Origin of the sequence: Streptomyces sp. NPDC017225, from assembly GCF_044331465.1 — a bacterium.
GTDB lineage: Bacteria > Actinomycetota > Actinomycetes > Streptomycetales > Streptomycetaceae > Streptomyces.
In genome coordinates this window covers 67,255-91,911 of record NZ_JBIRNE010000004.1, presented here as the reverse complement: position 1 = coordinate 91,911, position 24,657 = coordinate 67,255, and the positions used below count along the sequence as shown (strand labels likewise).

At 71.4% G+C, this 24,657-nt stretch carries 27 protein-coding genes and 1 pseudogene; 14 read left to right on the top strand and 14 right to left on the bottom strand.

Annotation, left to right across the window (positions count from 1 at the left end; all coding sequences use genetic code 11):
- Positions 1-63 precede the first annotated feature (63 nt).
- A complete protein-coding gene (locus tag ACH4NX_RS11100) occupies positions 64-3,357 on the top strand; it encodes a tetratricopeptide repeat protein (protein ID WP_398127917.1) in 3,294 nt (1,097 codons plus the stop codon).
- A 103-nt stretch (positions 3,358-3,460) separates the two neighbouring features.
- Here ACH4NX_RS11100 and ACH4NX_RS11095 read toward each other — a convergent pair whose 3' ends face one another.
- Entirely contained in the window at positions 3,461-3,700 is a 240-nt protein-coding gene (locus ACH4NX_RS11095; protein WP_398127918.1) for a hypothetical protein, read from the bottom strand.
- The gene (gene mca, locus ACH4NX_RS11090; protein WP_398127919.1) at positions 3,693-4,574 is read right to left on the bottom strand and encodes a mycothiol conjugate amidase Mca; all 882 of its coding nucleotides are present in this window, start codon (positions 4,572-4,574) and stop codon (positions 3,693-3,695) included. Before mca ends, ACH4NX_RS11095 begins: the two co-directional genes overlap by 8 nt.
- 180 nt (positions 4,575-4,754) lie before the next feature.
- Here mca and ACH4NX_RS11085 point away from each other — a divergent pair, with 180 nt between their 5' ends.
- Complete coding sequence (locus ACH4NX_RS11085) at positions 4,755-5,153, top strand: DUF4307 domain-containing protein (protein WP_351397440.1); 399 nt, start codon at positions 4,755-4,757, stop codon at positions 5,151-5,153.
- A gap of 181 nt (positions 5,154-5,334) precedes the next feature.
- Positions 5,335-5,832: a transcription elongation factor GreA gene (gene greA, locus ACH4NX_RS11080; protein WP_351397443.1), complete on the top strand. Its 498-nt coding sequence runs from the start codon at positions 5,335-5,337 to the stop codon at positions 5,830-5,832.
- A gap of 101 nt (positions 5,833-5,933) precedes the next feature.
- Here the strand turns inward: greA and ACH4NX_RS11075 are convergent, their stop codons facing one another.
- From ACH4NX_RS11075 to ilvA, 3 genes are all read right to left on the bottom strand, one after another.
- Entirely contained in the window at positions 5,934-6,791 is an 858-nt protein-coding gene (locus tag ACH4NX_RS11075) for an ABC transporter permease (protein ID WP_351397446.1), read from the bottom strand.
- Positions 6,788-7,810, bottom strand: coding sequence for an ATP-binding cassette domain-containing protein (locus ACH4NX_RS11070; RefSeq protein ID WP_351397449.1), 1,023 nt, complete (start codon positions 7,808-7,810; stop codon positions 6,788-6,790). Before ACH4NX_RS11070 ends, ACH4NX_RS11075 begins: the two co-directional genes overlap by 4 nt.
- A 209-nt stretch (positions 7,811-8,019) precedes the next feature.
- Complete coding sequence (ilvA, locus tag ACH4NX_RS11065) at positions 8,020-9,249, bottom strand: threonine ammonia-lyase (protein ID WP_351397451.1); 1,230 nt, start codon at positions 9,247-9,249, stop codon at positions 8,020-8,022.
- A 144-nt stretch (positions 9,250-9,393) separates the two neighbouring features.
- Between ilvA and ACH4NX_RS11060 the strand changes: the two genes are divergently transcribed.
- From ACH4NX_RS11060 to ACH4NX_RS11050, 3 genes are all read left to right on the top strand, one after another.
- Entirely contained in the window at positions 9,394-9,921 is a 528-nt protein-coding gene (locus ACH4NX_RS11060) for a MarR family winged helix-turn-helix transcriptional regulator (RefSeq protein WP_398127920.1), read from the top strand.
- 110 nt (positions 9,922-10,031) lie between these two features.
- Positions 10,032-10,559 (top strand): sigma factor-like helix-turn-helix DNA-binding protein, encoded by a 528-nt coding sequence (locus tag ACH4NX_RS11055; RefSeq protein ID WP_398127921.1) that lies wholly within the window; start codon positions 10,032-10,034, stop codon positions 10,557-10,559.
- Between the two features lie 106 nt (positions 10,560-10,665).
- A complete protein-coding gene (locus tag ACH4NX_RS11050; RefSeq protein WP_351397458.1) occupies positions 10,666-10,923 on the top strand; it encodes a hypothetical protein in 258 nt (85 codons plus the stop codon).
- 19 nt (positions 10,924-10,942) lie between these two features.
- Here ACH4NX_RS11050 and ACH4NX_RS11045 read toward each other — a convergent pair whose 3' ends face one another.
- Positions 10,943-12,097 carry a cystathionine gamma-synthase gene (locus ACH4NX_RS11045; RefSeq protein WP_351397461.1) on the bottom strand — a complete coding sequence of 385 codons (1,155 nt, stop codon included), beginning with the start codon at positions 12,095-12,097 and terminating at the stop codon, positions 10,943-10,945.
- Positions 12,098-12,194: 97 nt separating this feature from the next.
- Here ACH4NX_RS11045 and ACH4NX_RS11040 point away from each other — a divergent pair, with 97 nt between their 5' ends.
- Positions 12,195-13,313, top strand: a complete 1,119-nt coding sequence (locus ACH4NX_RS11040; protein ID WP_351397464.1) for a hypothetical protein — start codon at positions 12,195-12,197, stop codon at positions 13,311-13,313.
- Positions 13,314-13,363: 50 nt separating this feature from the next.
- On the opposite strand, the gene msrA is transcribed toward ACH4NX_RS11040, so the two are convergent.
- Positions 13,364-13,876 (bottom strand): peptide-methionine (S)-S-oxide reductase MsrA, encoded by a 513-nt coding sequence (gene msrA, locus ACH4NX_RS11035; RefSeq protein WP_351397467.1) that lies wholly within the window; start codon positions 13,874-13,876, stop codon positions 13,364-13,366.
- Positions 13,877-14,107: 231 nt separating this feature from the next.
- On the opposite strand from msrA, the pseudogene ACH4NX_RS11030 reads away from it, so the two are divergent.
- The 4 genes and pseudogenes from ACH4NX_RS11030 to ACH4NX_RS11015 all read left to right on the top strand — a co-directional run bounded on the left by ACH4NX_RS11030 (position 14,108) and on the right by ACH4NX_RS11015 (position 16,168).
- Positions 14,108-14,460, top strand: a pseudogene (locus ACH4NX_RS11030) (DUF6247 family protein).
- Positions 14,461-14,501: 41 nt separating this feature from the next.
- Positions 14,502-14,729, top strand: a complete 228-nt coding sequence (locus tag ACH4NX_RS11025; RefSeq protein WP_398127922.1) for a hypothetical protein — start codon at positions 14,502-14,504, stop codon at positions 14,727-14,729.
- A gap of 142 nt (positions 14,730-14,871) precedes the next feature.
- Positions 14,872-15,465 (top strand): DUF4291 domain-containing protein, encoded by a 594-nt coding sequence (locus tag ACH4NX_RS11020; protein ID WP_351397473.1) that lies wholly within the window; start codon positions 14,872-14,874, stop codon positions 15,463-15,465.
- Positions 15,466-15,487: 22 nt separating this feature from the next.
- Positions 15,488-16,168 carry a 2-phosphosulfolactate phosphatase gene (locus tag ACH4NX_RS11015; RefSeq protein WP_351397638.1) on the top strand — a complete coding sequence of 227 codons (681 nt, stop codon included), beginning with the start codon at positions 15,488-15,490 and terminating at the stop codon, positions 16,166-16,168.
- A 35-nt stretch (positions 16,169-16,203) separates the two neighbouring features.
- Here the strand turns inward: ACH4NX_RS11015 and ACH4NX_RS11010 are convergent, their stop codons facing one another.
- Genes ACH4NX_RS11010 through ACH4NX_RS11000 form a run of 3 tightly spaced genes read right to left on the bottom strand, consistent with a single transcriptional unit; the run spans position 16,204 to position 17,976 of the window.
- Complete coding sequence (locus ACH4NX_RS11010; RefSeq protein WP_398127923.1) at positions 16,204-16,770, bottom strand: hypothetical protein; 567 nt, start codon at positions 16,768-16,770, stop codon at positions 16,204-16,206.
- Complete coding sequence (locus tag ACH4NX_RS11005) at positions 16,767-17,327, bottom strand: hypothetical protein (RefSeq protein ID WP_351397479.1); 561 nt, start codon at positions 17,325-17,327, stop codon at positions 16,767-16,769. Before ACH4NX_RS11005 ends, ACH4NX_RS11010 begins: the two co-directional genes overlap by 4 nt.
- Before the next feature lie 52 nt (positions 17,328-17,379).
- Positions 17,380-17,976 (bottom strand): TetR/AcrR family transcriptional regulator, encoded by a 597-nt coding sequence (locus ACH4NX_RS11000; RefSeq protein WP_398127924.1) that lies wholly within the window; start codon positions 17,974-17,976, stop codon positions 17,380-17,382.
- Between the two features lie 228 nt (positions 17,977-18,204).
- Here ACH4NX_RS11000 and ACH4NX_RS10995 point away from each other — a divergent pair, with 228 nt between their 5' ends.
- On the top strand, positions 18,205-19,224 hold the full coding sequence (locus ACH4NX_RS10995; protein ID WP_398127925.1) for an aldo/keto reductase: 1,020 nt from the start codon (positions 18,205-18,207) through the stop codon (positions 19,222-19,224).
- A 9-nt stretch (positions 19,225-19,233) separates the two neighbouring features.
- Here the strand turns inward: ACH4NX_RS10995 and ACH4NX_RS10990 are convergent, their stop codons facing one another.
- Both ACH4NX_RS10990 and ACH4NX_RS10985 read right to left on the bottom strand, forming a co-directional pair.
- Complete coding sequence (locus ACH4NX_RS10990) at positions 19,234-20,058, bottom strand: SDR family oxidoreductase (protein WP_398127926.1); 825 nt, start codon at positions 20,056-20,058, stop codon at positions 19,234-19,236.
- Between the two features lie 160 nt (positions 20,059-20,218).
- A complete protein-coding gene (locus tag ACH4NX_RS10985) occupies positions 20,219-21,259 on the bottom strand; it encodes an NAD(P)-dependent alcohol dehydrogenase (RefSeq protein WP_351397489.1) in 1,041 nt (346 codons plus the stop codon).
- 169 nt (positions 21,260-21,428) lie between these two features.
- On the opposite strand from ACH4NX_RS10985, the gene ACH4NX_RS10980 reads away from it, so the two are divergent.
- Entirely contained in the window at positions 21,429-22,307 is an 879-nt protein-coding gene (locus tag ACH4NX_RS10980; protein ID WP_351397492.1) for a helix-turn-helix transcriptional regulator, read from the top strand.
- A 76-nt stretch (positions 22,308-22,383) separates the two neighbouring features.
- Here the strand turns inward: ACH4NX_RS10980 and ACH4NX_RS10975 are convergent, their stop codons facing one another.
- Positions 22,384-23,631 carry an Ig-like domain-containing protein gene (locus ACH4NX_RS10975; protein WP_398127927.1) on the bottom strand — a complete coding sequence of 416 codons (1,248 nt, stop codon included), beginning with the start codon at positions 23,629-23,631 and terminating at the stop codon, positions 22,384-22,386.
- 226 nt (positions 23,632-23,857) lie between these two features.
- Positions 23,858-24,211, bottom strand: coding sequence for a hypothetical protein (locus ACH4NX_RS10970; protein ID WP_351397498.1), 354 nt, complete (start codon positions 24,209-24,211; stop codon positions 23,858-23,860).
- Positions 24,212-24,320: 109 nt separating this feature from the next.
- On the opposite strand from ACH4NX_RS10970, the gene ACH4NX_RS10965 reads away from it, so the two are divergent.
- Entirely contained in the window at positions 24,321-24,638 is a 318-nt protein-coding gene (locus tag ACH4NX_RS10965; protein WP_398127928.1) for a hypothetical protein, read from the top strand.
- Positions 24,639-24,657 lie beyond the last annotated feature (19 nt).

The following is a 24,657-nucleotide window of genomic DNA, read 5'->3' as shown; positions in this document are numbered from 1 at the left end:
GGAGGGTCCCAGCGAGGTCTGGGGACACCCGGGTGACACCGATGCCGCCGGAGGGGGCGCGACATGCGGGACAGTCATCGGTCGGAGGCCGAGGGGCTACTGAGGCGGGCCGTGGAGGAGGAGGTACGGCGCTCGGGCGGGCGCACGGACGGCAACGTGCTGCTGTCCCGGGCCCGTGGATCGCTGGACGCGATGGCCGGGGCGGCCGCCGAGGAGTACGCGGCCTACACCCACGCCCTCGACGAGGCGGCCGCCGGACAGCTCACCTTCCGGCAGCGCTACGCCCGGGAGGGCGCCGGCACTCCCCTGCTGGTGGCCGCCGTGGCGGCGGTCGCCGCGGTGGTGGCCGACATGGCGCTCGGCACCGGCACGGGTACGGCGGTGGGCGCGGGGGTGACCGTCGGGGTCGTCGGCGCCGCGGCGACCGTGGTGAAGGTGGTCGGCTCCCACGTGCCGGCCGCCCACCACCGCGCCGGTGCCGTCAGTCAGCCCGGCGGTCCCGAGCAGCTGCGGTTGCAGTGGCTGACGGCGCTGGAGGTACGGGGCATCCGGCCGTTCCTGGACCAGCAGCGGATGCTCGCCGCGTCCACCGGGCCGAAGAAGGCGGCGGCCGGGCCGAGGCTGCGGGGTGCCGACAAGAGCGCCGCGGCCCGGGGACGCAGCGCGCTGGAGCAGTCGTTCGCGCAGCTCCCGGAGCCGGAGGGCACCTTCGCGGGCCGGCGGCAGGAGATGGCGCGGCTGCGGCAGTGGGTGCAGGCGGCCCGCGCGAGCACCGAGACGAAGCCGACGGTGGTGGTACTGCACGGGGCGCCCGGCAGCGGCCGTACGACGCTCGCGGTGCGGGCCACGCACGAGCTGCGGGACTACTTCCGCGGGGCCTGCGTGGTCGACCTGCGCGGGGACGGGGCCGGGCCGCGCGGTGCCGCGTCCGGCGGGGAGGGGTCGCACGGTGCCGCGTCCGGCGGGGCCGGGTCAGGCGGGGCGGGGCCCGTGTCGGGCGGGGAGTCGCCGCTGGGCACCCGGGACGCCCTGCTGCATCTGCTGAACCGGCTCGGGGCGCCCCGCGAGCAGCTGCTGTTCCGAGAGCGGTCGTCGGCGGCCCAGCAGGTCAAGCGGCTCAGCGAGCTGTACCACCAGCATCTGACGGGCGTGCCGGTCACCGTCGTACTGGACGACGCCTCCAGCGCCGAGCAGGTGCGCGCGCTGGTGCCGGAGCGGTCGGACAGCCTGGTGCTGGTCACCGCGCGGGAGGCGCTGGAGCTGCCCGCCGACCTGCCCGCACGGGTGTACCACCTCCCGGTCGAGGCGCTGGACGCGGCGGGCGCGGAGGAACTGCTGGGCGCCGCCGCCGAGGACGCGTCGGGACCGTACGACGCCGACTCCACCGACCGGATCCGGCAGCTGTGCGGCGGCCTGCCGCTGGCGTTGCGGGTAGCGGGGTCCTCGCTGGGCCCGCGCTCGCCGCGCACGCTGGCGACCGACCTGGCCGCGTACGGGCCGGTGGAGCCGGTCGAGCGGGCACTGTGGCTGCGCTACACCGACCAGCCGGAACCGGCCCGGCGGCTGCTGCGCCGGCTGGCGCTGGCCGGGCGCACCTCACTGGGCGCCGCCGCCGCCGCCGCGGTGCTGGCCACGGACGAGACGGAGGCTTCCCGGCAGCTGGCGGCGCTGTCGCGGGCGGGCCTGCTCGACCACGTCCGGGGCAGCCGCTACCGGCTGCACGACGTGGTGCGGGCCTTCGCCGAGGCCCGGCTCGCCGACGAGGAGGAGCCGGGCGAGCGGGCGGCGGCGCAGGAACGGCTGATCGCGAACTACGCCGAGCTGGCCGACTCGGTGCTGCGCCTGGTCGACGGCAACATGTCGACCCGCTCGGACCGGTTCGGGAGTTACGGCTTCACCTCCCTGGACGAGGCGCTGCGCTGGCTGGACGACGAGTCGAGCTTCATCACGGCGGCGCTCAGGCACGCGGAGGGCGTCGACCAGGGCGCGGTGCTGAACCTGCTGGGCGCGCTGTGCGACTACTGCCTGCTGCGCGGCGACCTGTACCGGCTGGGCGAGATCAGCGAGCTGGCGCAGTCCGTGGACCAGGGACTGCTGGTGCGGTCGGTGCAGTGGCGTACCGGTATCGCGGCCCGGCAGCTCGGCGAGCTGGACAAGGCGCGGACGACACTCACCTCCGTGGTCGACCTGTACCGGGAGGCCCACCACGACGCGGGGGCGGCCCGGGCCCTGTGCTCGCTGGGCATCACCCTGCACCACCAGGGCAACCTGACCGAGGCGGCGGCGAAGCTGCGGGAGGCGCTGGACCTCCAGGCCGCGCCCGAACTGGACACCGACCGGGCGTGGACGCTGCACGCGCTGGCGGCGGTGCAACGGGACCGGGCCCGGCTGGCGGAGGCCCTGGAGCTGCTCACCGAGTCGCTGGTACTGCACCGCGCGGGCGAGTCGGTGCACGGCCAGGCGTGGGCCCACTTCCAGCTCGGTCAGCTGCACCTGCGCATGGGCGACGTACCGCGGGCGGGGACGGACCTGCGCGCGGCCCTGGAACTGTACGGCCGCACCCAGGACGCCCGCGGTGAGGCCTGGGCGCTGACCCAGCTGGCGCGGGCGCGGTTGGCGGACGGCGACGCGCCCGAGGCCCTGGAGGAGCTGCGGCGGGCGGCGGCCCGGCACCGGGAGAACGAGGACGCGCGCGGCGAGGCGTGGACGGTCTACTACGTCGGCCAGGCCCTGGAGGAGACGGGCGACCTGGACCAGTCGGTCCGCGAGCTGGAACGCTCCCGCACCATGTTCTCCCGGATGCGGGACGTGTACGGCCTGGCCTGCGCCCGGCACCACTCGGCGCGGGTCACCCGGGACCAGCGTGCCGCCCAGACCGGCTCGCTGCGCAACTCGGGTTTCGCCCGGCAGCTCCTGGTCGACGCCCGGGCCGACTTCCAGCGCATCGGCGTCGGCCACGGGGAGGCGTGGACCTGTCTGGAGCTGGCGGTCGTGGACGCGGGCAACGCCCGTACGCCGCAGGCGCTGGCGCTGTGCGACGAGGCGGCGGCGCTCTTCGCGGCCTACGGCGACCTGCGGGGGGAGGACTGGGCCCGCTTCCTGCGCTGCACACTGCTGCCGTACGCCGCCCCCGGGGGCGTGGAGGTCGGTACGGCGGTGGCACAGGAGGAGCTGGCCCAGCTGTCCCGCGCCCGCCACCCGGCACGGGACACCAAGCTGGACGACTACGTGGAGGCGTACCGGCTGCTCCTGGAACGTGGCGTCCGACTGGAGTCCGGCTGGCGGGCCTGGCACCTGGGCATGGTCCCGGGCCGCCAGGCCCGGGAGGTGATGGGGGTGGCGGTGACGACGGCGTAGCCGCACCGGCCGCGGGCAGCCGTGTCTCGCCCCGGGGCGGCACGGGCGGACGCGGCGGCACCGCGTACCCACCCCTGCCGCGCCCCGGCGCCGGGTGGCCGCGTCACCCCTTCTGCGGCTCCACCGGGACTCCGGAGGCCTCCGCCTCCGCCTCCGGCGTCTCCTTGAAGTCGACCTTGCCCATGTGCCGGCTCATGGACCGCATCAGACCCCACACCGCCAGGGCCATCACCGCGAAGACGATGAAACCGAGGACACCGGGGGTGACCTTGTCCTCGTCGAGTTCGGCGAGAGTGACGAGGTGCGTCATTGCCAGGCTTGCGCTTGCACTCATGTCAGGCATTGTCCCGGATGCCCGCGAAGAGGTCGTCCTCGGGGAGGGAGGTATCGACGAGGGACTTCGCCAGCTCGTACTCCTCGGTGGGCCAGACCTCCCGCTGGAGATCCATCGGCACCCGGAACCAGCCGCCGTCGGGGTCGATCTGCGTGGCGTGCGCGATCAGCGCCTTGTCGCGGATCTCGAAGAAGTCGGCACAGGGAACGTGCGTGGTGAGCGTGCGCTCCGCGCGCTCGAACTCCGACCAGCGCTTGAGCCAGTCCCCGTAGGGCGACTCCAGACCGCGCTCCAGCAGCGCGTTGTGCAGCGCCTGGGTGCGGGGCCGGTTGAAGCCCTGGTTGTAGTAGACCTTCATCGGCTGGTACGCCGTTCCGTACTCGGCCTCCGGGTACTTCTCGGTGTCCGCCGCGCCCTCGAAGGCCACCATCGTGATCTTGTGGGTCATGATGTGGTCGGGGTGCGGATAGCCGCCGTTCTCGTCGTAGGTGGTGATCACCTGGGGACGGAAGGAACGGATCTTCCGCACCAGCTCACCGGCCGCCTTGTCGACGTCCTCCAGGGCGAAGCACCCCTCCGGCAGCGGCGGCAGCGGGTCGCCCTCGGGCAGGCCGGAGTCGACGAAGCCGAGCCACTCCTGCCCCACGCCCAGGATCTCGCGGGCCTCGTCCATCTCCTTCCTGCGTACCTCGTGGATGTTCTCCTCGATGTACGCGTCACCCTGGAGCTTGGGGTTGAGGATGGAGCCGCGCTCTCCGCCCGTGCAGGTCACGACCAGCACGTCCACCCCCTCGGACACGTACTTCGCCATGGTGGCCGCGCCCTTGCTCGACTCGTCGTCGGGGTGGGCGTGGACGGCCATCAGTCGCAGCTGGTCAGTCAAGACTCAATCCTCGGTCAGTCGGCGCCCGTGTGCGTCGGCGCGATCCAATAGGTGCCGCCCCACAGGGGCGTCGTTGAGGGGCGGCGGTCGGGTGGCGGGTGGGAGGCTTCTATAGTGACCGAATCGGGAGCCGAATAATTCCGGAGCCCGGGAACACCGGCTCCTGCCGAGAGGACGACCATGAGTACGGCGAGCACGCAGACGCCCGAGAGCCGGTACGGCCGCTCCTCGGACGAGCAGGCCGACCGCACGCTCAAGGTCGTCGGCGCCGTGCTCGGTGCCGTCCTGCTCGCGGTGATCGGCTGGTTCGGCTACCACTACGTGGCCCAGAACGAGATCAGCGGCGAGCTGATCGGCTTCGAGCTCGCGGAGGACTCGGTGCAGGTGCACCTGGAGGTCCGCAAGGACGCCGGCGCCGTCGGCTACTGCACGGTGCGCTCCCAGGCGGAGGACGGCGACGAGGTCGGCCGGGCCGACTTCCGCTTCGAAGGGGACTCCACGCGCATCGACAGGGTCGTCACCCTGAGGACGAAGGCCGCGGGCACCACGGCCGAGCTGCTCGGCTGCCACACGGGCTGACCCCGCCCAGCCCCGTCGGCGCGAATCCGTACGCGCTGACCTGCGGTGACATGAATCTGGTGGCTTATGTCCTCCCCCTTTGGCCACTGAATTGTTAGGCTCGTGGTTTCGCCCTTCCGTGAAGGAACATCCTTCTGGGTAGGGCGTTGATTTGTATTCCCAGTACCAACGAGGAGCACCCGTGACCCAGACCAGCGAGAACGTCACCTGGCTGACCCAGGAGGCGTACAACAAGCTCAAGGAGGAGCTTGAATACCTTACTGGTCCTGCGCGCACCGAGATCTCGGCCAAGATCGCCGCGGCCCGTGAGGAGGGCGACCTCCGTGAGAACGGCGGGTACCACGCGGCGAAGGAGGAGCAGGGCAAGCAGGAGCTCCGCGTGCGCCAGCTGACCCAGCTGCTCGAGAGCGCCAAGGTCGGTGAGGCTCCGGCCGCGGACGGCGCGGTGGCGCCCGGCATGGTCGTCACGATCGCCTTCGACGGTGACGAGGACGACACGCTGACCTTCCTGCTCGCCTCGCGCGAGTACGCGAGCTCGAACATCGAGACCTACTCGCCGCAGTCCCCGCTGGGCTCGGGCGTCATGGGCCACAAGGTCGGCGAGGACGCGCAGTACGAGCTGCCCAACGGCAAGCCGGCCTCTGTGAAGATCCTCAAGGCCGAGCCCTACAACGGCTGACCCGAACCCTCCCCCCCGGCCGGGTGCTGTACCCGGCCGGCCGCCTGTCGTTGCCGAGCCCCCGGCGTCCCGGTGAATCCCGTGACGCCGGGGGCTCGTCGTCATGAGGCGGCCGAGCGGTACTTGCGGACCGCCAGCGTCCGGAAGACCGCGATGATCAGGACGGACCAGATCAACGAGGCCCAGACCGGATGCTGCATGGGCCAGGCGTCGGACTGCACGACGCCCGGGTTGCCGAACAGCTCGCGGCAGGCCTGCACGGTGGCGCTGAACGGGTTCCACTCGGCGATGTGCCGAAGCCACGGCGTCATCTGGCTGGAGTCCACGAAGGCGTTCGACACGAACGTCACCGGGAAGAGCCAGATGATCCCGCCCGAGGTCGCCGCCTCCGGCGTTCGCACGGAGAGGCCGATCAGCGCACCGATCCAGGTGAAGGCGTATCCCAGGAGAAGCAGCAGGCCGAAGCCGGCCAGGATCTGCCCGGCGTTGGCCGGGGCCGCGGAACCGGTGCGCCAGCCCACGATCAGCGCCACGATCGCGAGCACGAGCAGCGTGATGGACGTCTGCACGAGATCGGCGACAGTGCGGCCGGTCAGCACCGCGCCACGGGCCATCGGCAGGGAGCGGAAGCGGTCGACGAGCCCCTTCTGCATGTCGTCGGCGATGCCGGCCGCCGATCCGGCGGTGGCGAACGTGACGGTCTGCGCGAAGATGCCCGCCATCAGGAAGTCCTTGTAGACGTCCGGATCGGTGGTGTTCCCGATCTTCATCGAGCCACCGAAGACGTAGGTGAAGAGGACCACGAACATCACCGGCTGGATGATCCCGAACAGGACCATCTCGGGGATCCTGGTCATCCGGATCAGATTCCTGCGGGCGATGACCAGGGAGTCCCGGACGGACTGGCCGAAGGCGCCCGCGGGCGCCGCGGTCCGCGCGGTGTCGGTGGCGGCACTCACTTGGCGGCCTCCTTCTCGTCCTTGCGGCCGGTGCTCCTGTCCTCGCGGCCGGCGTCGGCCGCCGGGCCGTTCCCCTTGTCCTCGGCCACATGGCCGGTGAGGGAGAGGAAGACGTCGTCGAGGGTGGGGCGGCGCAGGCCGATGTCGTCGATCTCGATGCCTCGGCTGTCGAGTTCGCGGATGACCTCGGCGAGCAGCTTCGCGCCACCGGTGACGGGGACGGTGAGCTTGCGGGTGTGTTTTTCGACGGTGGTCGAGCCCTTGCCGAACCCGCCGAGCACCTCGGCGGCCGTCCCCATGTGCTCCCGTTCGTGGACCACGACCTCGACGCGCTCTCCGCCGGTGCGCGCCTTGAGCTGGTCGGAGGTGCCGCGGGCGATGACGCGGCCGTGGTCGACGACCGCGATGTCGTGCGCGAGGTGGTCGGCCTCCTCCAGGTACTGCGTGGTCAGCAGGAGGGTCGTACCGCCGGCGACGAGCTGTCTGATGACCTCCCACAGCTCCTGCCGGTTGCGTGGGTCGAGGCCGGTCGTCGGTTCGTCCATGAACATGACGGGCGGGGAGACGACCAGGGCGGCCGCCAGGTCGAGCCGGCGGCGCATGCCGCCCGAGTAGGTCTTCGTCGGGCGGTCGGCGGCGTCCGCGAGGTGGAACTGTTCGAGGAGCTCGCCGGCCCGGGCCTTCGCGGCCTTGGCCCGCATCTGGTAGAGCTGGCCGACCATCTGGAGGTTCTCCCGGCCGGTCAGGTATTCGTCGACCGCGGCGAACTGGCCGGAGAGGCCGATCGACCGCCGTACGTCGTTGGGCTGCTTGAGCACGTCGATGCCCGCGACGACCGCCCGGCCGCTGTCCGGACGCAGCAGGGTGGTGAGGCAGCGGACGGCGGTCGTCTTTCCCGCGCCGTTCGGCCCGAGCAGGCCCAGGACCGTGCCCTCGGGGACGTCGAGGTCGACGCCGTCCAGAGCCCTTACCTCGCCGAAGGTTTTCACCAGGCCTTCGGCATAGATGGCGCCTGGCATATGAGTCTCCACGTCGTCGGGGATTCTTCGAAAAGCCTAGGTTTGTACGTTTCTCTCCGCGCAGCGAGCGCTTCATCGCACACACCGTAACGCGATGTATCGCGTCCCACAATGCGGTTTCTCGAACGAGTGACCCAGTCTGCGCCAGGACAGTCGGTGTCCGGCCCAACGGTGACCGGCCCAACGGTGACCGGCCCAACGGTGACAGGTCAGCCGATGACGGGGTACCCGGCCTCCCGCAGCGCCCGGCCGACCTCGGCGCAGTGCTCCGGGCCCTTCGTCTCCAGGTGCAGCTCGACCTCCGCCTCCGTGAGTCCGAGCCGCGGATCGGTCCGGACGTGGCTCACGTCCAGGACGTTGGCGTCGACCGCTGAGAGCACCCCGAGAAGTGTGGCCAGGGCGCCGGGCCGGTCCGTCAGACGCAGCCGGACCGCCAGGTAGCGGCCCTGCGCGGCCATGCCGTGCCGGAGCACGCCCTGCATCAGCACCGGGTCCACGTTGCCGCCGGACAGCACGGCCACCACCGGCCCCTCGAAGGCGTCCGGCTCGCTCAGCAGCGCCGCCACCGGGCTCGCTCCGGCCGGCTCCACGACCAGTTTCGCCCGTTCCAGGCACAGCAGCAGAGCCGTGGACAGCTCGTCCTCGGAGACCGTACGGACCTCGTCCACCAGCTCGCCGACGATCCCGAACGGCACGTCACCGGGCCGCCCCACCTTGATGCCGTCGGCCATCGTCACGGGATTCTCGACGGCCACCGGACGCCCCGCCGCCAGCGACGGCGGATACGCCGCCGCCCCCTCCGCCTGCACGCCCACGATCCGCACGTCCGGCCGCAGCGCCTTCACCGCGACCGCTGTTCCGGCCACCAGCCCTCCCCCGCCGATGCCGACCACGATGGTCCGCACCTCGGGGCACTGCTCCAGGATCTCCAGCCCGACCGTGCCCTGGCCCGCGATGACGTCGGGGTGGTCGAAGGGGTGGATGAACACCGCGCCCGTCCGCTCGGCGTACTCCTGCGCGGCGGCCAGCGTCTCGTCGACCACCTGTCCGTGCAGCCGCACCTCGGCGCCGTACTCCCGGGTCGCGCTGATCTTCGGCAGCGGCGCGCCCTTCGGCATGAACACCGTCGACCGCACACCGAGCAGTGACGACGCCAGGGCCACGCCCTGCGCGTGGTTGCCCGCGCTCGCCGCGACCACCCCCGCGGCCCGCTGCTCGGGCAGCAGCCCGGCGATGCGGACGTAGGCGCCGCGGAGCTTGAACGAACCCGTCCGCTGGAGGTTCTCGCATTTGAGGTGCACCGGCGCGCCGACCAGCTGGGACAGATGCCTGCTGCCCTCCATGGCCGTCACCCGCGCCACGCCCGAGAGCATTTTCTGGGCTCCTCGCACGTCGTCGAGGGTGACGGGTCCGACAAGGGCGGCCGTGCTGTAGCTCATGTCTCCAGCATCGCAGTTCGCGAGCGCTCGGGGCCGCTGTGACCAACCTCCGAGACCCGCTTTGCGCAGCGCCGGTACGCCTCACCGCCCGGCCGCGTACCCTGTCCCCCAATCAGCAGCCTTCCACGAAGTGAGCCCCCGGCCATGCCCACAACGCCTGAAATGTCGATGGACATGACGACCGCCGGTGACACCGGTCTTCTCGAGACGCTCCAGCACGAGGTGGCGCTCTTCGCCCGCCGTGCCGAACAGACCCGGCTCGGCGGGGTCGGGCAGGTGCGCAACTCCATGGACCGCGCCGCCTACCTGCTCCTCAACCGCCTCGACAAAGAGGGTCCGATGGGCGTGAAGGCGCTCGCCGCGAGCATGGGTATCGATTCCTCGACGGTCACCCGGCAGGTGGCCCCGCTGGTCGACACCGGGCTCGTCAAGCGGACCTCGCACCCCGAGGACGGCCGCGCCGTCGTGCTCCAGCTGTCCCCGCGCGGCGTGTCGCGGCTGGAAGAGGTCCGGTCCTCCCGGCGTCGGCTCATGGCCGAACTGACCCAGGACTGGGCACCCGAGGAGCGCGAGGCGTTCTGCTCGCTCCTCACCCGCTTCAACGGCGCCCTGTCCGCCCGTATGGCCCCGCCGGGCATGTCGTCGGGCCAGGAGTCGCCGTCGGGCTCCTGAGCCACCTTTCACGGGCTTTCCGGGGCGGTTCGCACCGGGCTCTTGACCGGTGGGCCGCCCCTGGCCTGATATGAGACCCGGGGGTCGTCGCCGTCCGGTCGGGAGGCGCGGTGCGAGAACGGCAAGCGTCCCACAGTGCCCGCCGGGCCCGGGAGTTCGAGACGTTCGTCGCGGGCGCGGCAGGGCGGCTCCTGCACGCCGCCACCCTGCTCACGGCCGAGCCGCCGGGCGCCAACCCGAGCGCGCGACGGCTGCTGGCCCTCTCCCTCGCGCACACGTACGCGTACTGGGACCGGCTGCACGGGGAGGACCCGTACGACCGGGCCCGCGAGTACCTGGCCACCCGCTTCGCCCGCGAGGCCTGGCACCGGTACGGCGGCGGCCTGAGCCGGGCCCGACGGCGCGCCGTCGGCCCCCTGGGCGGGCTCGCCCCGCAGGAACGCCTGGTCCTGGTGCTCAGGATGTACGAGGGAGTCGCCGAGGAGCAGGCCGCCGCCCTGCTGGGCCTGCCCGTGGAACGCGTACGGACGATCTGCGACCGGGCGACGGCCACCCTGCTCCACCCGCCCGCCGAACCGGCCCGGCCACCGACGGCGGAAACGAGGGCGACGGAAGCGAAAACGGCGGCGACGCCATGACGGACACGACGACCGGCACGACGACCGGCACCGCAGCCGTCCGGGCGACCGGCGTGACGGCCCGCACCGCGATCGCCACGCGCGCGTGGCGCCCGGGCGGGCCCCGGTGAACCGCCTCCAGCGAGAGGCCGCCGTACGACGGATCATGGAGCAGTCGCCGCCGCGGGTGCCGCCCGAGCTGTACGCGGACGCCGTGCGCCGGGGCGGCCGCATGCTGCGGCGCAGGACCGCCGCCCGCCGCCTGATGTGGCTGGTGCTGTGCGCCGCGGCCGTGGCGTTCACGGTGTGGGCGCTGACCGTCCAGCCCTGGGCGGAGCCGCCGTCGGAGACGACCCCACCCGTGACGGGCTGGGAAGGCTGGTGAGCCCCCGGACGGACCGCCCTCAGCCCAGGGCCTGCTGAAGGTCAGCGAGCAGGTCGTCGACGTTCTCGATGCCGACCGACAGGCGCACCAGGTCGGCGGGCACCTCCAGGGCCGAACCGGCGGCCGAGGCGTGCGTCATCCGGCCGGGGTGCTCGATCAGCGACTCGACGCCGCCCAGGGACTCACCGAGCGTGAACACCTTCGCGCGGTTGCAGACCTCGACGGCCGCCTCCTCACCGCCCTCGACGCGGAAGGACACCATGCCGCCGAAGGCCTTCATCTGCTTGGCGGCGACCTCGTGCCCGGGGTGCTCCGGCAGCCCCGGGTACAGCACGCTCGTCACGCGCGCGTGCCGGGAGAGCATCTCGGCGACCTTGGTGGCGTTCTCGCTGTGCCGGTCCATGCGCACGGCGAGCGTCTTGGTGCCGCGCAGCACCAGCCAGGAGTCGAAGGGGCCGGCGACCGCGCCCATCGCGTTCTGGTGGAAGGCCAGCTCCTCCCCCAGCTCCTGGTCGCCCACGATCAGCCCGCCGCCGACGACGTCGGAGTGGCCGCCCATGTACTTGGTCAGGGAGTGCACGACGACGTCCGCGCCGAGCGCCAGCGGCTGCTGGAGGTACGGCGTGGCGAAGGTGTTGTCGACGACGAGCCGGGCGCCGGCGTCCCGGGCGACCTGGGCGACGGCGGCGATGTCGGTGATACCGAGGAGCGGGTTGGAGGGCGTCTCCACCCACACGGCCTTGGTCTTCGGCGTCAGCGCGGCCCGCACGGCGGCGGGGTCGCTCGAGTCGGCCACGGACCACTCCACGCCCCACCGGGTGGCGACCTTGGCGAAGAGCCGGAAGGTACCGCCGTACGCGTCGTTCGGGATCACCACGTGGTCGCCGGGGCGCAGCAGCGTACGCAACAGGCAGTCCTCGGCCGCCAGTCCGGACGCGAACGCGAGGCCGCGACGGCCGCCCTCCAGGGCGGCGAGGTTCTCCTCCAGGGCCGTACGGGTCGGGTTGGCGCTGCGGCTGTACTCGTACCCGCCGCGCAGCCCGCCGACGCCGTCCTGCTTGTACGTCGACACCTGGTAGATCGGCGGGACCACCGCGCCGGTCCGGGGGTCGGCGGTGTTGCCCGCGTGAATCGCGAGCGTCTCGAAGTGCTGACTGATGTGCCTGTCGCTCATGGGCACCGAGGGTAGCGGCGTGGACGACTCCGCGCGTTTTCCACAGGGCGGGGGGACAGGTTGGCCAATTGTCGGCGGCGTCTGGTTCGCTTGAGACATGGAGATTCTCTGGGTCCTGATAGCGCTGGTCATGCTGGGCTTCGTGCTGCTTCCCGTTCTGCGGCGCCGGCGGAGCGCGGTCGGTCTGGTACCCGCCGGCCACCCGGACGCGGCGGACCCCGCGAACTACGGCTTCGCCCGTGAGGAGGAGCTGGACATCCGCATGCCCGGCCCCGACCAGGACCTGCTGGACGTCCTGGACCTGGTGCAGCGCACACAGGACTACCGGGGGGCCCAGCAGCTCCTCGCCGGCACGGAGGCGCGGGGCGAGCGGCGCTGGCAGCGTGTGCAGGCCTTCGCGGGCGCCGCGTCGCTGGAGCTGCGGCAGCGGCCCGGCGGTGCCGGGGAGTCGCCGGGCGGGCAGTGGCTGCGGGTGTGGCGGGCCGAGGCCCCCAAGGACGCGGGCGGCGCGGCCGTGCACGCGGAGTTCCTGGTGCAGCAGGCGTGGCGGACGGCGACGCCGGGCACGGACGACTTCCGGATCATCATGGAGGAGGCGAAGGCGGCGTGCGGAGAGGCGGCACTGCTCGCCCCCGGCGACCCGATCCCGTACATCATCGAGCTCTCGGTCGCGCGCGGGCTCGCCTACCCGCGTGAGGACTTCGAGCAGCTCTGGCTGAAGATCCTGGACCGCGCTCCGAACCACATGGGCGCCCACCTGGCCGCCCTGCACTACTGGTGCGAGAAGTGGCACGGCTCCCGCGACCTGGCGTACGCCTTCGCGGAGGCGGCGGCGGCCCGCGCGCCGCAGGGCTCCCTGCTCGCGGCGATGCCGCTCTTCGCCGTCTTCGAGCACCTGCCCGAGATCACGCTGGTCAGGGGCTTCCACCAGAGCGAGGTCGTCACCAAGGCGGTGCACGGCGCCCTGCACGCGGTGCACTCCGCCCGCCCCGACGACCCGATGCAGGCACACGTGCGCCACCTGCTGGTCTTCTTCCTGGTCCGCGGCGAGCGCTGGGCCGAGGCCATGAACCAGCTGATACTCATCGACGGCCACGTCGGCGCCCTGCCCTGGACCATGTCGCCGGACCCGGCGGGCGAGTTCGCCGTCTACCGTGCCATGGCGGTGGCGGGCTACGAGGCGAACGGCGGCAGCCCGGCGACACTGCCGCACTGACACCCGTACGACGGACGGCCCGGCGGACTTCCGACCGGGCCGCCCGCCGGTCAGCTCTCGGCGCGGGCGGGCAGCCGCCATCCCGGGCGCGGGAAGTGGCAGGTGTAGCCGTCCGGGTAGCGCTGCAGGTAGTCCTGGTGCTCGGGCTCGGCCTCCCAGAAGGGGCCGACCGGCTCCACCTCGGTGACGACCTTGCCCGGCCACAGACCGGAGGCGTCCACGTCCGCGATGGTGTCCTCGGCGATCCGCTTCTGCTCGTCGTCCACGTAGTAGATCGCCGAGCGGTAGCTGAGGCCGATGTCGTTGCCCTGGCGGTTCTTGGTGCTCGGGTCGTGGATCTGGAAGAAGAACTCCAGGAGGGCGCGGAAATCGGTCTTCTCGGGGTCGAAGAGGATCTCGATGGCCTCGGCGTGCGTGCCGTGGTCGCGGTACGTCGCGTTCGGCACGTCGCCCCCGGTGTATCCGACCCGGGTCGCGGTCACGCCCGGGAGCCGGCGGACCAGCTCCTCCATCCCCCAGAAGCATCCGCCCGCAAGCACGGCCCTCTGCGTCTGCGCAGCCATCACGGCCCTCCAAAATCTCTCAGCCAGGTCCTTCGGGCTGCTCGGCTCGCACACCGCCGATGTCTGACGCCCGCTCTGGTCAACGCGCGAGGGGCCCGAACGATTCCGGGCCCGCCCTGTCCAAAGGGTGGGACGGACGTATCGGTTCTGCTCACCCGTTCGAGCGGTGGGCCAGCCCTCACGCCGGACACCCTGAGGTGTGGGATCAGACTCGCGCCCATGGGAGTAGCAATGACCACCACGGCTGCCGGGCAACCGCTCATCCCCCAGCCCCCGCCACGGTCGCCGCTCTGCGTCAAGCCATCAGGCAGATCGCGCCGGCCGCGCTGACGGCGTTCACGCGTGAGCTGGACCAGGCGGCGGACCAGTCCCGGCAGGGCTCGGATCTGGCGCCCCTGCAACGGTTCATCGCCCAGTGGGCCGTCTACGTCCACATCCAGCGTCAGCCCGCCCTGGCGGCAGCCTTCCACCACTGGGAGGACGGCGCCGAGCCGGGCGACGCCGCCCATGCGCGACAGGCCGCCTCCGAGATCGGCCGCATCCTCGACCAAGCCCACGCCGCAGTCGGACTCCCCTCTCGATGATCATGGAGTGGTGATGGGAGTACGACCCCGACCACGATCACGTGGCAGGAGGCATCCCGGCGCATGTCGTGGCGGAAGCGGAACGTCTGGCCGGCCAGCTCGTCGATCTCGCGAGTACGGGCATCGACATCAGCGACCCGGGCAACGGTCCGCGTCCAGGCGGCCTACGACGGATGGACGCCGCCGGTGGGTGGTTCTACTTCCTCGTGGCACCGCGGGACCCGCTGGTCATCGTCGTCCGCATCGTCCCTCTGTTCGACGCGCTGTAGGCACCGGTCCGCGGTGACGGACACTCCACCCCGTCCGGCCGGCCTCCGACACCGGTGAGAGGCGGTTTCTCCGCCTCCGCCTCGGCGGGCGGCGAGCGAAAACCGGTGGTGTCCCGGGCCGGCCGACCCCACGCTGTACGTCATGGAAGAACCCCGACGCGGGATCCGCGCGACCTACGCGGAGTCCACGATCACCGTCTACCAGGCGTACTCCCCGGGCATCGGGGCGCCCGCCGCCCGCGAGGGCCGTTTCCCCGCCGCCTGGAAACGGGACAGGATGACGTGGATCAAGCCGTCGTTCCTGTGGATGATGTACCGCTGCGGCTGGGGGGCGAAGGCCGGGCAGGAGACCGTTCTCGCGGTCGAGATCAGCCGCGACGGGTTCGAGTGGGCGTTGCGCCGGGCGTGTCTGTCGAGCTACGTCCGAGGGACGCACCCCGACCGAGCCGCCTGGCAGCGTCAGTTGAGGCGGGCGCCCACTCGTGTGCAGTGGGATCCCGAGCGGGACCTGCGCCTGCGGCCCTTGCCCTACCGCTCCCTGCAGCTTGGCCTCTCCGGCGAGGCCGCGCGTCGCTACGCGGACGAGTGGACGGTCGCCATCAGCGACGTGACCCCTCTCGCACACGAGATCCATGCCCTGGTCAGTGCCGGTGAACTGGACTCTGCCGCCCGGCTGCTGCCCGCGGAACGCCCCTATCCGGCCGGAGACGATCTCCTCGCCCACCTGAGCGGATGACATGACGGAGCGCCGTATGGAGATGGACACTCGCTTTCTTGGCATCCCTGAGCTGGCCGAAGCCCCGTCCGTGGCGGTCGTGGTCGATGTCATGCGGGCTTTCACCGTGGCCGCCTGGGCCTTTGCCCGAGGGGCGGAGAAGATCGTTCTTGCCGGGTCGCTCGACGAGGCGCTGGCCCTCAAGGCTTCCCACCCGGACTGGGTGGCACTCAAGGACGGTCCGCCCGCGCCCGGCTTCGACCTGGTCAACTCGCCTGGGCTGCTGCGGTCCGCTGATCTTGGCGGACGGACCGTGGTGCAGAAGACCACGGCGGGCACGGTCGGTGCCCTCGCGGTCAAGGAGGCGTCGCTGGTGCTGTGCGCCGGCTTCGTGGTGGCGGAGGCAACGGCCCGGCTCCTGCGGACGCGCGAGTGCGACAGCGTCACGTTCGTGGTCACCGGCGACGACGGGCGGGCCGATGAGGATCTGGCGTGCGCTCAGTACATCGCCCGGAGAGCGGCCGGAGCCGGGACGGATGCCGCCGAGTTCCTCCGCCGCGCCGCCGAGTCGCGCGCCGCCGCCGAGTTGGCCGAGGGTGTGCGCCAAGGAGTCCACCCCGATGACGTCGCGCTCTGCCTCGAGGTCGACCGGTTCCCCTTCGCCATGGCGGCGACCCTGGAAGGCTCGCTCATGGTCCTACGGCCGTGCGCCACGCCGTTGTGAAATCCCCTTACGGCGGCACCCCTGGCGGCATCCGGCTACCGATCCTCAGTCCCCCGCCGCTCCTGCGACGGCGGCGTGGGAAGGCCGAAGTGGCGGGCGATAAGCTCCATCGTCACCGCGCCGTCCTCGTTGAAGCCCGGCTCCGGTGTTTCCCTGCCCACCACGCCCGCCGCCAGGAGCTCCCGGAGCAGAAGGTCCGGCATCGCGCCTCCCCGGCGCGATTCCCTGCGGGCGCCCAGGTTGAAGTACGACTGCTCGAAGCCGCCGCGGTGGTAGGCGAACTGGAACGGGTGCCGGGGGCAGTGCGGGACCAGGTAGTCCTGGCCGTGCGGGCACTCGCACGCCGGCGTGGACGCCAGGAACACGGTCTCCGCACCGCGTCCCACCAGTTCCACGAAGCGGTAGCCGGTGATGTCCCTGGCCAGTTCCTCCGGGCCCTGCCCGTTCGGCGCCGCTACGGCGTCCTGGAGCACCCACCCCCAGCCGCCGCCGTCGCCCACGGCCCGTGCCGGTCGTCCCGAATCCGCCAGGATTCGCTGGAGCAGGCCGGTGTCCATGCCCCGGCAGAACGTGGCGAACGTGTGTGGAGGCAGCCGGTTCATCCCGCCGCCACCTCTTCGGCCAGCGGCGGCGACGGCAGGCCGAAGGCAGACGCTATCGCCCGCACCAGGCGGTCGTCATGGTCATCGAGATGTTCGAAGCAGTCGTGTCCGTCGTCCTCGTCCGCCAGCTCGCAGTACGCGTCCGGGCCTATCAGGCCTGCTTCCAGCAGCTCGGCGGACAGGTGGTCGGGGTTGTCCCCCACCCGCTGGCCCACATCCTCGAAGCTGAAGTGCAGTACGCACCGGCCGTCCCGGTAGTACGTGAAGTCGGGCGAGTGGGCCTTGGCGCTGCACGGCTCCACCATGAACACCACCGCCTCGCCGCCGCCCTCGCACAGCGGCCGGTAGTCCGCGGTGTCGTAGTCGTTGGCCTCCGGGGCGAAGGAGTCGTGCATCGCCCAGGTCCACTCGCCCGCCACCCCCGTCTCCAGCACCTGACGCCGCAACCCGCCGAGCCCTTGGGCGACGGCGTCGGCGGCCAGCCCTCGGACGAAGACGAGATTCACCTCATGGCCCGGGTACGCGCCCCCGAGCCGACTGTCGATCCAACTCTTCATACCCGGAATCTAGTTGCCACCACTGACAGCCGAGGGGCGTCGGCCTGCGCGGTCAGTCCTGTCGGCGCAGCCCCGCGACGAGGAGCTCGACCAGGCGGCGCGCGTCGTAGCGGGGGTCGCTCTCCGCGCCGATGCAGAGGTTGCCGACGCCGCGCATGAGTTCGAGGGCGGACAGGTCGGACCGGATCTCGCCGGAGGCGGTCGCGGCGTCGAGGAGCTGGGCGCACACCGGTACGAGACGGTCGAGGAAGTACGCGTGCAGCGTCTCGAAGCCGGCGTTGTCGGACTGCAGGACGGCGGCGAGTCCGTGTTTGGTGACCAGGAAGTCGACGAAGAGGTCGATCCACCCGCCCAGTGCGGCGTACGGGGTCCGGCTGCTCGCCAGGAGCGCCGGGCCCGCCTCGGCGCAGGACTCCACCTGGTGCCGGTAGACGCCGATGATGAGGTCCGCCCGCGTCGGGAAGTGGCGGTAGATCGTGGCCGTACCGACGCCGGCCCGGGCCGCGATGTCCCGCACCGGCGCTTCCACGCCGGACGCGACGAAGACCGCGGCGGCCGCGTCGAGCAGTGTCTTCTGGTTGCGCCGGGCGTCCGCCCGCTTGGGCCGGGCCGCTCGCTCCGCGGCCTCGTCGCCGTCCTGCTCCTGCACCACGTCGTTCCTCCGCCACCCGGGGTTGCTAAACGGGACACCGTTCCGTATCGTCGCCACCATCAAACGGGACAAGGTTCCACTTGGTCATGATGCCAGAGTGCGGGGCCGGCCACCAAGCCTTGCCCGTGCCGCATTGGCATGGACCTGTCGTGCCTGTCGTTCCCCTCTCGCCACGCCCCATCGACGCGCCCGCACCCCGCCCCACCACACCGGAGGAACACCGTCATGCAGTACCGCACCCTGGGCCGCACCGGCGTACAGGTCAGCTCCCTGGCCCTCGGCGCCATGAACTTCGGCAGCATCGGACGCACCACCCAGGACGAGGCCACCGCCATCGTCGACGCGGCCCTGGAGGCCGGGGTCAACCTCATCGACACGGCCGACATGTACGGCGCCGGCGAGTCGGAGGAGATGGTCGGCAAGGCCATCGCGGGCCGCCGCGACGACATCGTGCTGGCCACCAAGGCGGGCATGCCGATGGACGAGGAGCGCAACCACCGGGGCGCCTCGCGCCGCTGGCTGGTCACCGAGCTGGACAACAGCCTGCGCCGCCTCGGTGTCGACCACGTCGACCTCTATCAGATCCACCGGTGGGACCCGGCCACCAGCGACGAGGAGACGCTCGCGGCCCTGACCGACCTGCAACGGGCCGGGAAGATCCGCTACTTCGGCTCCTCGACCTTCCCCGCGTACCGGATCGTGGAAGCCCAGTGGGCCGCCCGCGAGCAGCGCCTGGGCCGTTACGTCACCGAGCAGCCCAGCTACTCGATCCTGCAACGCGGCATCGAGACCGGCGTACTGCCCGTGACCGAGCGGTACGGGCTCGGTGTGCTGGTGTGGAGCCCGCTGGCCTCGGGCTGGCTGTCCGGGGCGGTACGCGCGGGCCGGGAGGTCGCCACCCACCGCTCGGCGTTCATGCCGGAGCGCTTCGACACCTCCCTGCCCGCCAACCGGGCCAGGCTCGACGCCGTCGAGCGGTTGGCCGAGGTCGCCGACGGGGCCGGCCTGACCATGATCCAGCTGGCGCTCGGCTTCGTGACCGCGCACCCCGCCGTGACCAGCGCGCTCATCGGCCCCCGCACCCTGGACCACCTGCGCTCGCAGCTCGCCGCCGCCGACACCGTGCTCCCCGCCGACGTACTCGACGCGATCGACTCCATCGTCGCTCCCGGGACCGACCTGGCCGCGCACGAGAAGTTCGACACCCCGCCCGCGCTGCTGGACGCGTCACTGCGGCGCCGCTGAACGCCGGGCTCACGCGCGGGGCGCGGCAGCCGTCACCGTCCCGCGCCCGGCCCGCTCCGACAGGAACTCCTCCCACGTCCGCCGGCCCACGCACGCACCCTCCAGCGTGAGGTTCGCCCCCGCGCGGTAGGCGCGGCCGGCCTTCCCGGGGACGCGGACCGGCAGGTGCGGGCGCCGGCGCCGCGCGTGCAGGGCGAGGTACGGGCCGGCCAGGGCGGCCAGGTCGTGGACCTCGGGGCCGGTCATGTCGGGGACCCGGCCGGCGGGTGCCGCGAGGGTCAGCTCGGCCAGACGGGCGGCGACCTCGCGGGAGTCGACCGGCTGGAGGCGCAGTCCGCCCGGGACGGGGAGGACCGGCAGCTTGGCCATCTTCTCGATCATCGTCAGGGTCAGCTCGTGGAACTGGGCCGCCCGCAGCACCGTCCACGCGATGCCCGAGTCGGCGATCGCCCGCTCCGAGTCCAGCTTGGTGCGCAGCCACGCCAGCGGGACGCTGTCCGCGCCCACCACCGAGATGTACACGAGGTGCCGTACGTCCGCCTGCGAGGCGGCGCGCACCAGCGTGCGGGTCGCCTCGTCGTCGCCCTTCGGGCCGCCCGCCAGGTGCAGGACGGTGTGCACGCCGTCGACGGCGGCCTCGACGCCCTCGCCGGTGAGCAGGTCGCCGGTGACGTACGTGACGCCGTCCTCGGCGGGGCGGGGTCGCCGGGTGAGGACCCGTACCTCGTGGCCGGCCGCCCGCAGCAGCGGGACGACGTGGCCGCCCAGGGTGCCCGTACTGCCGGTGACCAGGAGGGGGGTGGTGGGGGACGAGGGGTACGAGGGGTACGTCATGACTGCTCCCGGGGTCCTGGCGCCCGGACGGACGGGTTCCTGTTTCCTGGTTCCTGCCCGTCCGGGCGTCCGCCGTGTGTGTCTACGGCGGTATGACCCGGGGCGGCGCGGCCGTGTGACAGCCGAGGGAGAGGAAATCGAAAAAAGATTTCCCGGCCGGTCAGATCGTCGCCGTGTCGATCACGAAGCGGTAGCGCACGTCGCTCGCCTGGACCCGCTCGTACGCCTCGTTGACCTCGGACGCGGCGACCAGCTCGATCTCGGCTCCGATGCCGTGCTCGGCGCAGAAGTCCAGCATCTCCTGGGTCTCCCGGATGCCGCCGATCATGGACCCGGCGAGGGTCTTGCGGCCGCCGAGCAGCGAGAAGAGGTTGAGGGAGACCGGCTCCTCGGGTGCGCCGACGTTCACCAGGGCGCCGTCCGTCTTCAGCAGGCCCAGGTAGGCGCCGAAGTCGAGCGGGGCCGAGACCGTCGAGACGATCAGGTCGAAGGTGCCGGCCAGCTGCTCGAAGGTGGCCGGGTCGCTGGTGGCGTAGTAGTGGTCGGCGCCCAGCTTCAGGCCGTCCTCCCGCTTGCGCAGCGACTGCGACAGCACGGTCACCTCCGCGCCCATGGCGTGCGCGAGCTTGACGCCCATGTGGCCGAGGCCGCCCATGCCGACGACGGCGACCTTCTTGCCGGGACCGGCGTTCCAGTGCCTGAGCGGGGAGTAGGTGGTGATGCCGGCGCACAGCAGGGGCGCGGCCTCGTCCAGGGCGATGCCCTCGGGGATGCCGAGGACGAAGTTCTCGTCGACGACGATCTTCTCCGAGTAGCCCCCGTAGGTGGGCTCCCCGTCCTTGCCCACGGCGTTGTAGGTCCCGATGTTGCCGGCGGCGCAGTACTGCTCCTGGCCAGCCGCGCAGTTGTCGCACTCTCCGCAGGAGTCGACCATGCAGCCCACGCCCACCCGGTCGCCGACGGCGTACTTGGTGACGCCGGGGCCGACCTCGGAGACGATGCCCGCGATCTCGTGGCCGGGGACCATCGGGAAGATGGCCTCGCCCCAGCCCTCCTGCACCTGGTGGATGTCGGAGTGGCAGATGCCGGCGAACTTGATGTCGATCAGGACGTCGTGCTCGCGCACCTCACGCCGCTCGATGGTGGTCCGCTCCAGCGGTGCCTTGGCGGCGGGTGCGGCGTATGCGGCGACAGTGGTCATGCCGGGTCTCCGGAATCCTCGTGACAGCGGTGTGGGTATGGCCTCCAGCCTGCCTCCGATCCGGACATCCACCCAGACCACGGCTTTGCCTACGACCAGTGTGCGTACCACTGGCGGGGACAGGCTCCGGGGCGTACGACCGGGAATACGACCGGCGATACTGGAGGGTATGGATGGACAGCTGGACCGGCGTGCCGAACTGAGCGAGTTCCTTCGCACCCGGCGGGCCCGGCTGAAGCCCCAGGACGTGGGGCTGCCGTCGTTCGGGCGGCACCGCCGGGTGCCGGGGCTGCGCCGGGAGGAGCTGGCGCAGCTGGCCGGGGTGTCGGTGGCGTACTACACACGCCTGGAGCAGGGCAACGGACGGAACGTGTCGGCGGAGGTCCTCGACGCGATCGCCCGCGCACTGAGACTGTCCGACGCCGAGCAGGCGCACCTGACGCATCTGGCGAAGCCCAAGCAGCAGCGGCGGCGGTCGGCGGGTGCGCGGGCGCAGCAGCCGGTGCGGGTGGCGCTGCTCCAGCTGCTGGAGTCGATCGACACGGTGCCGGCGTACGTCTCCGGCCGGCGCTCGGAGATCCTCGCCTGGAACCGGATGGCGGCGGCCCTCTTCGGCGACTGGGGCAGGCTGCCGGCGCAGGAGCGGAACTGGGCGCGGCTGGTCTTCCTGAACCCGGACTACCGCGACCTGTTCGTGGACTGGGACCAGAAGGCGTCCGACATGGTCAGTTTCCTGCGCATGGACGCGGGCCGGCATCCGGACGACCCGCGCTTGTCCGCGCTGGTCGGCGAACTCTCCGTGAAGAGCGAGGAGTTCCGGCGGCTGTGGGCGACGCACGACGTCAAGGAGAAGAGCTACGGCGTCAAGCGGATGCGGCACCCGCTGGTCGGTGACCTGACCCTGTCCTTCGAGACGTTCCGCCTGGTCGACGACGACGAGCAGGCCTTCGTCACGTACCACGCGGAGCCGGGCTCCCCGTCGGCGGAGGGCCTGCGGCTGCTGGCGAGCTGGGGGACGGACGCGGCGGCTTCGCTGTCGTCGACGTGACGCCGGACGCCCGCCTCCCCGGTGAGGGGTGGCGGGCGTCCGGCGGAAGTGCCGCAGGGCGACGGGGAGTTCGGCGTCAGATGGCCGAACCCGCCTTCCACTGGGCCCAGTCCATGTTCCAGCCGTTGAGGCCGTTGTCCGGGGCGATGGTCTTGTCGCCGGTGTTCTGGACGACGACCACGTCACCGATCATGGAGTTGTTGTAGAACCAGGCGCCCGGCGTGTTCGGGTCGTCGGCGCCCTGGGTGTCGGCCAGGCCCACGCAGCCGTGGCTGGTGTTGGCCTGGCCGAAGATGCCCTTGCCCCAGTAGTTGCCGTGGATGAAGGTGCCGGAGGTGCTCAGACGCATGGCGTGGGGCACGTCCTTGATGTCGTACTCGCCCTTGCCGTCGTCGTCGGTGAAGCCGACCGTCGAGCCGTCCATCCGGGTCTCCTTGTACTTCTCGGAGATCACCATCTGGCCTTCGTAGGTCTTGTTCTCGGGGGAGCCGGCGGAGATCGGGATCGTCTTGACGGTCTTGCCGTTCCGCGTGATCTTCATCTGCTTGGTCTTCGCGTCGACGTACGAGACCTGGTTGCGGCCGATCTTGAAGCTGACCGACTTCTGCTGGACGCCGTAGACGCCCTCGGCGCCCTCGACTCCGTCGAGCGCCAGCTTGAGGGTGACGGTCGAGTTCTCCTGCCAGTAGTCCTCGGGGCGGCAGTCCATGCGCTGGGTGCTGAACCAGTGGCAGGAGACCTCCTGGCCGCTGGTCGTGTTGACCGTGATGCCCTTCTGGACGGCGGCCTTGTTGGTGATCGCCTTGTCGAAGTTGATCGACACCGGCATGCCGACGCCGACGGTCTTGCCGTCGTCCGGGGTGAAGGTGCCGATGAAGCTGTTCTTCTGGGAGACCGTGGTGAACGAGGAGTTCTCGTGGGCGGCGCGGCCCTCGGAGTCCGTCGCGGTCGCCGTCAGCTTGTAGGTGGTGGCGCGCTCGAGCTGCCCGCTGGGCTTCCAGCTGGTCTTGTCGGCGGATATCTCACCACTGACCTCGGTGCCGTCGGTGGCGGTCATCTTCACCTCCGTGAGCGTGCCCTTGCTCACGGTGACGCCGGCGGAGTTGTTGATGGAGGCGTTGTCCGAGTTGTCCCCGGGCGTGATCTTGATCTGGGCCTCGGAGGCCTTCTTGGCCGCCGCCCTGTCGGCCTCGGCCTGCGAGGTCTTCCCGTCCCCACCCCCGGAGGTGTCGGCGTCGCTACTGGAACATGCCGAGAGCACCAGCACACCGCCGAGCAGTGCGGACGCGGCCACCAGGCCCTTGCGCCGCTTACCGTCCGTCATCACACGCTTCTCCATCGTCGCCGATCCGGAAACCCCGAGATTCCCCGTCAATAACCTTCAACGCTACGACCGGTTCGTCCCGTTCCACATCGCTCGCATGTGTGGGGCATACCACGTTTGCCGCGGGAGGCGGGGGGCGATGCGGGGGTCGGTCGGTGCGCCCCTTGAGACGACGAAACCCCGGGCGGTGGTTGCCGCCCGGGGTCACGTATTTCCCCACACCGCGTCAGCCGACCGTCATTTCCTCGTCTTCCGGGTCGTTCTCGTCGCCATCATCCTCGTCGAGGTCCCACTCGGGCGAATCGGGGTCGTAGTCGACCAGCTCGCTGCTCCAGGAGGCCTGCTGGAGCTCGACCCCGGGCACCTCGGCGACCAGGTCGAACGGGTCCACGAGATGGGCCAGCGCCTCGGCGGTGTCCTCCGTCACGGCGCGTTCGGCGTCGGCCCGTTCCGCTTCGGCGAGGTCGGTGTCGTCGGCGAGCGACTGCAGCGCGGCTCCGGTGACGGCCTCCTCGTCGTCGACCGCGAGAACGAGCTCGACGCGAATCCGTACAAAACGTGATGTCTCTGGAGTACTCATGCCCGGAGCGTAAGGCCGACCCCTCCCGTGACTTTCCTGTGACCCGCGACTTTCACTAACATCTGCCCACACGGCCAATTCGCCAGCGCCACAAGGGGATCGATATTCCGTGTCATCCGCTCGCCGTCCGTTGCTGACCGCCGCCGCCGCAGGCGGCCTGCTGTGCGCCATGTGGTTCGTCCCGTCCGCGAACGCGACACCCGAGACACCGGTGCTCAAGTCCGCCTCCGCGAGCCCGTCTCCGCAGGTCACCGAGCAGGCCAGAGCCGCGTCCACGGACACGGTGGCCACCGGTGAGGGCACGACCCGCCTGGCCGACACCGGAAGCTTCGACAGCACGCCGTACGTCGTCGGCGGCGCCCTCTGCCTCGGTCTCGGAGTCAGCTTCGTCGGGTATTCGGTGCGCCGGGAACGCATCGGTTTTTAATAGCTCTTGACGTTCTTTT

Coding starts and splice junctions, on each gene's coding strand:
- ACH4NX_RS11020 (WP_351397473.1), top strand. CDS start 14,872: ATGGAAGAACCCCGACGCGGGATCCGCGCGACCTACGCGGAGTCCACG.
- ACH4NX_RS10975 (WP_398127927.1), bottom strand. CDS start 23,631: ATGACGGACGGTAAGCGGCGCAAGGGCCTGGTGGCCGCGTCCGCACTG.
- ACH4NX_RS10985 (WP_351397489.1), bottom strand. CDS start 21,259: ATGACCACTGTCGCCGCATACGCCGCACCCGCCGCCAAGGCACCGCTG.
- ACH4NX_RS10995 (WP_398127925.1), top strand. CDS start 18,205: ATGCAGTACCGCACCCTGGGCCGCACCGGCGTACAGGTCAGCTCCCTG.
- ilvA (WP_351397451.1), bottom strand. CDS start 9,249: ATGAGCTACAGCACGGCCGCCCTTGTCGGACCCGTCACCCTCGACGAC.
- ACH4NX_RS11040 (WP_351397464.1), top strand. CDS start 12,195: ATGGAGATTCTCTGGGTCCTGATAGCGCTGGTCATGCTGGGCTTCGTG.
- ACH4NX_RS11085 (WP_351397440.1), top strand. CDS start 4,755: ATGAGTACGGCGAGCACGCAGACGCCCGAGAGCCGGTACGGCCGCTCC.
- ACH4NX_RS11005 (WP_351397479.1), bottom strand. CDS start 17,327: ATGAAGAGTTGGATCGACAGTCGGCTCGGGGGCGCGTACCCGGGCCAT.
- ACH4NX_RS11060 (WP_398127920.1), top strand. CDS start 9,394: ATGCCCACAACGCCTGAAATGTCGATGGACATGACGACCGCCGGTGAC.
- ACH4NX_RS11015 (WP_351397638.1), top strand. CDS start 15,488: ATGGACACTCGCTTTCTTGGCATCCCTGAGCTGGCCGAAGCCCCGTCC.
- ACH4NX_RS11070 (WP_351397449.1), bottom strand. CDS start 7,810: ATGCCAGGCGCCATCTATGCCGAAGGCCTGGTGAAAACCTTCGGCGAG.
- msrA (WP_351397467.1), bottom strand. CDS start 13,876: ATGGCTGCGCAGACGCAGAGGGCCGTGCTTGCGGGCGGATGCTTCTGG.
- ACH4NX_RS11010 (WP_398127923.1), bottom strand. CDS start 16,770: ATGAACCGGCTGCCTCCACACACGTTCGCCACGTTCTGCCGGGGCATG.
- ACH4NX_RS10980 (WP_351397492.1), top strand. CDS start 21,429: ATGGATGGACAGCTGGACCGGCGTGCCGAACTGAGCGAGTTCCTTCGC.
- ACH4NX_RS10990 (WP_398127926.1), bottom strand. CDS start 20,058: ATGACGTACCCCTCGTACCCCTCGTCCCCCACCACCCCCCTCCTGGTC.
- ACH4NX_RS10970 (WP_351397498.1), bottom strand. CDS start 24,211: ATGAGTACTCCAGAGACATCACGTTTTGTACGGATTCGCGTCGAGCTC.
- ACH4NX_RS11095 (WP_398127918.1), bottom strand. CDS start 3,700: ATGCCTGACATGAGTGCAAGCGCAAGCCTGGCAATGACGCACCTCGTC.
- ACH4NX_RS11045 (WP_351397461.1), bottom strand. CDS start 12,097: ATGAGCGACAGGCACATCAGTCAGCACTTCGAGACGCTCGCGATTCAC.
- ACH4NX_RS11100 (WP_398127917.1), top strand. CDS start 64: ATGCGGGACAGTCATCGGTCGGAGGCCGAGGGGCTACTGAGGCGGGCC.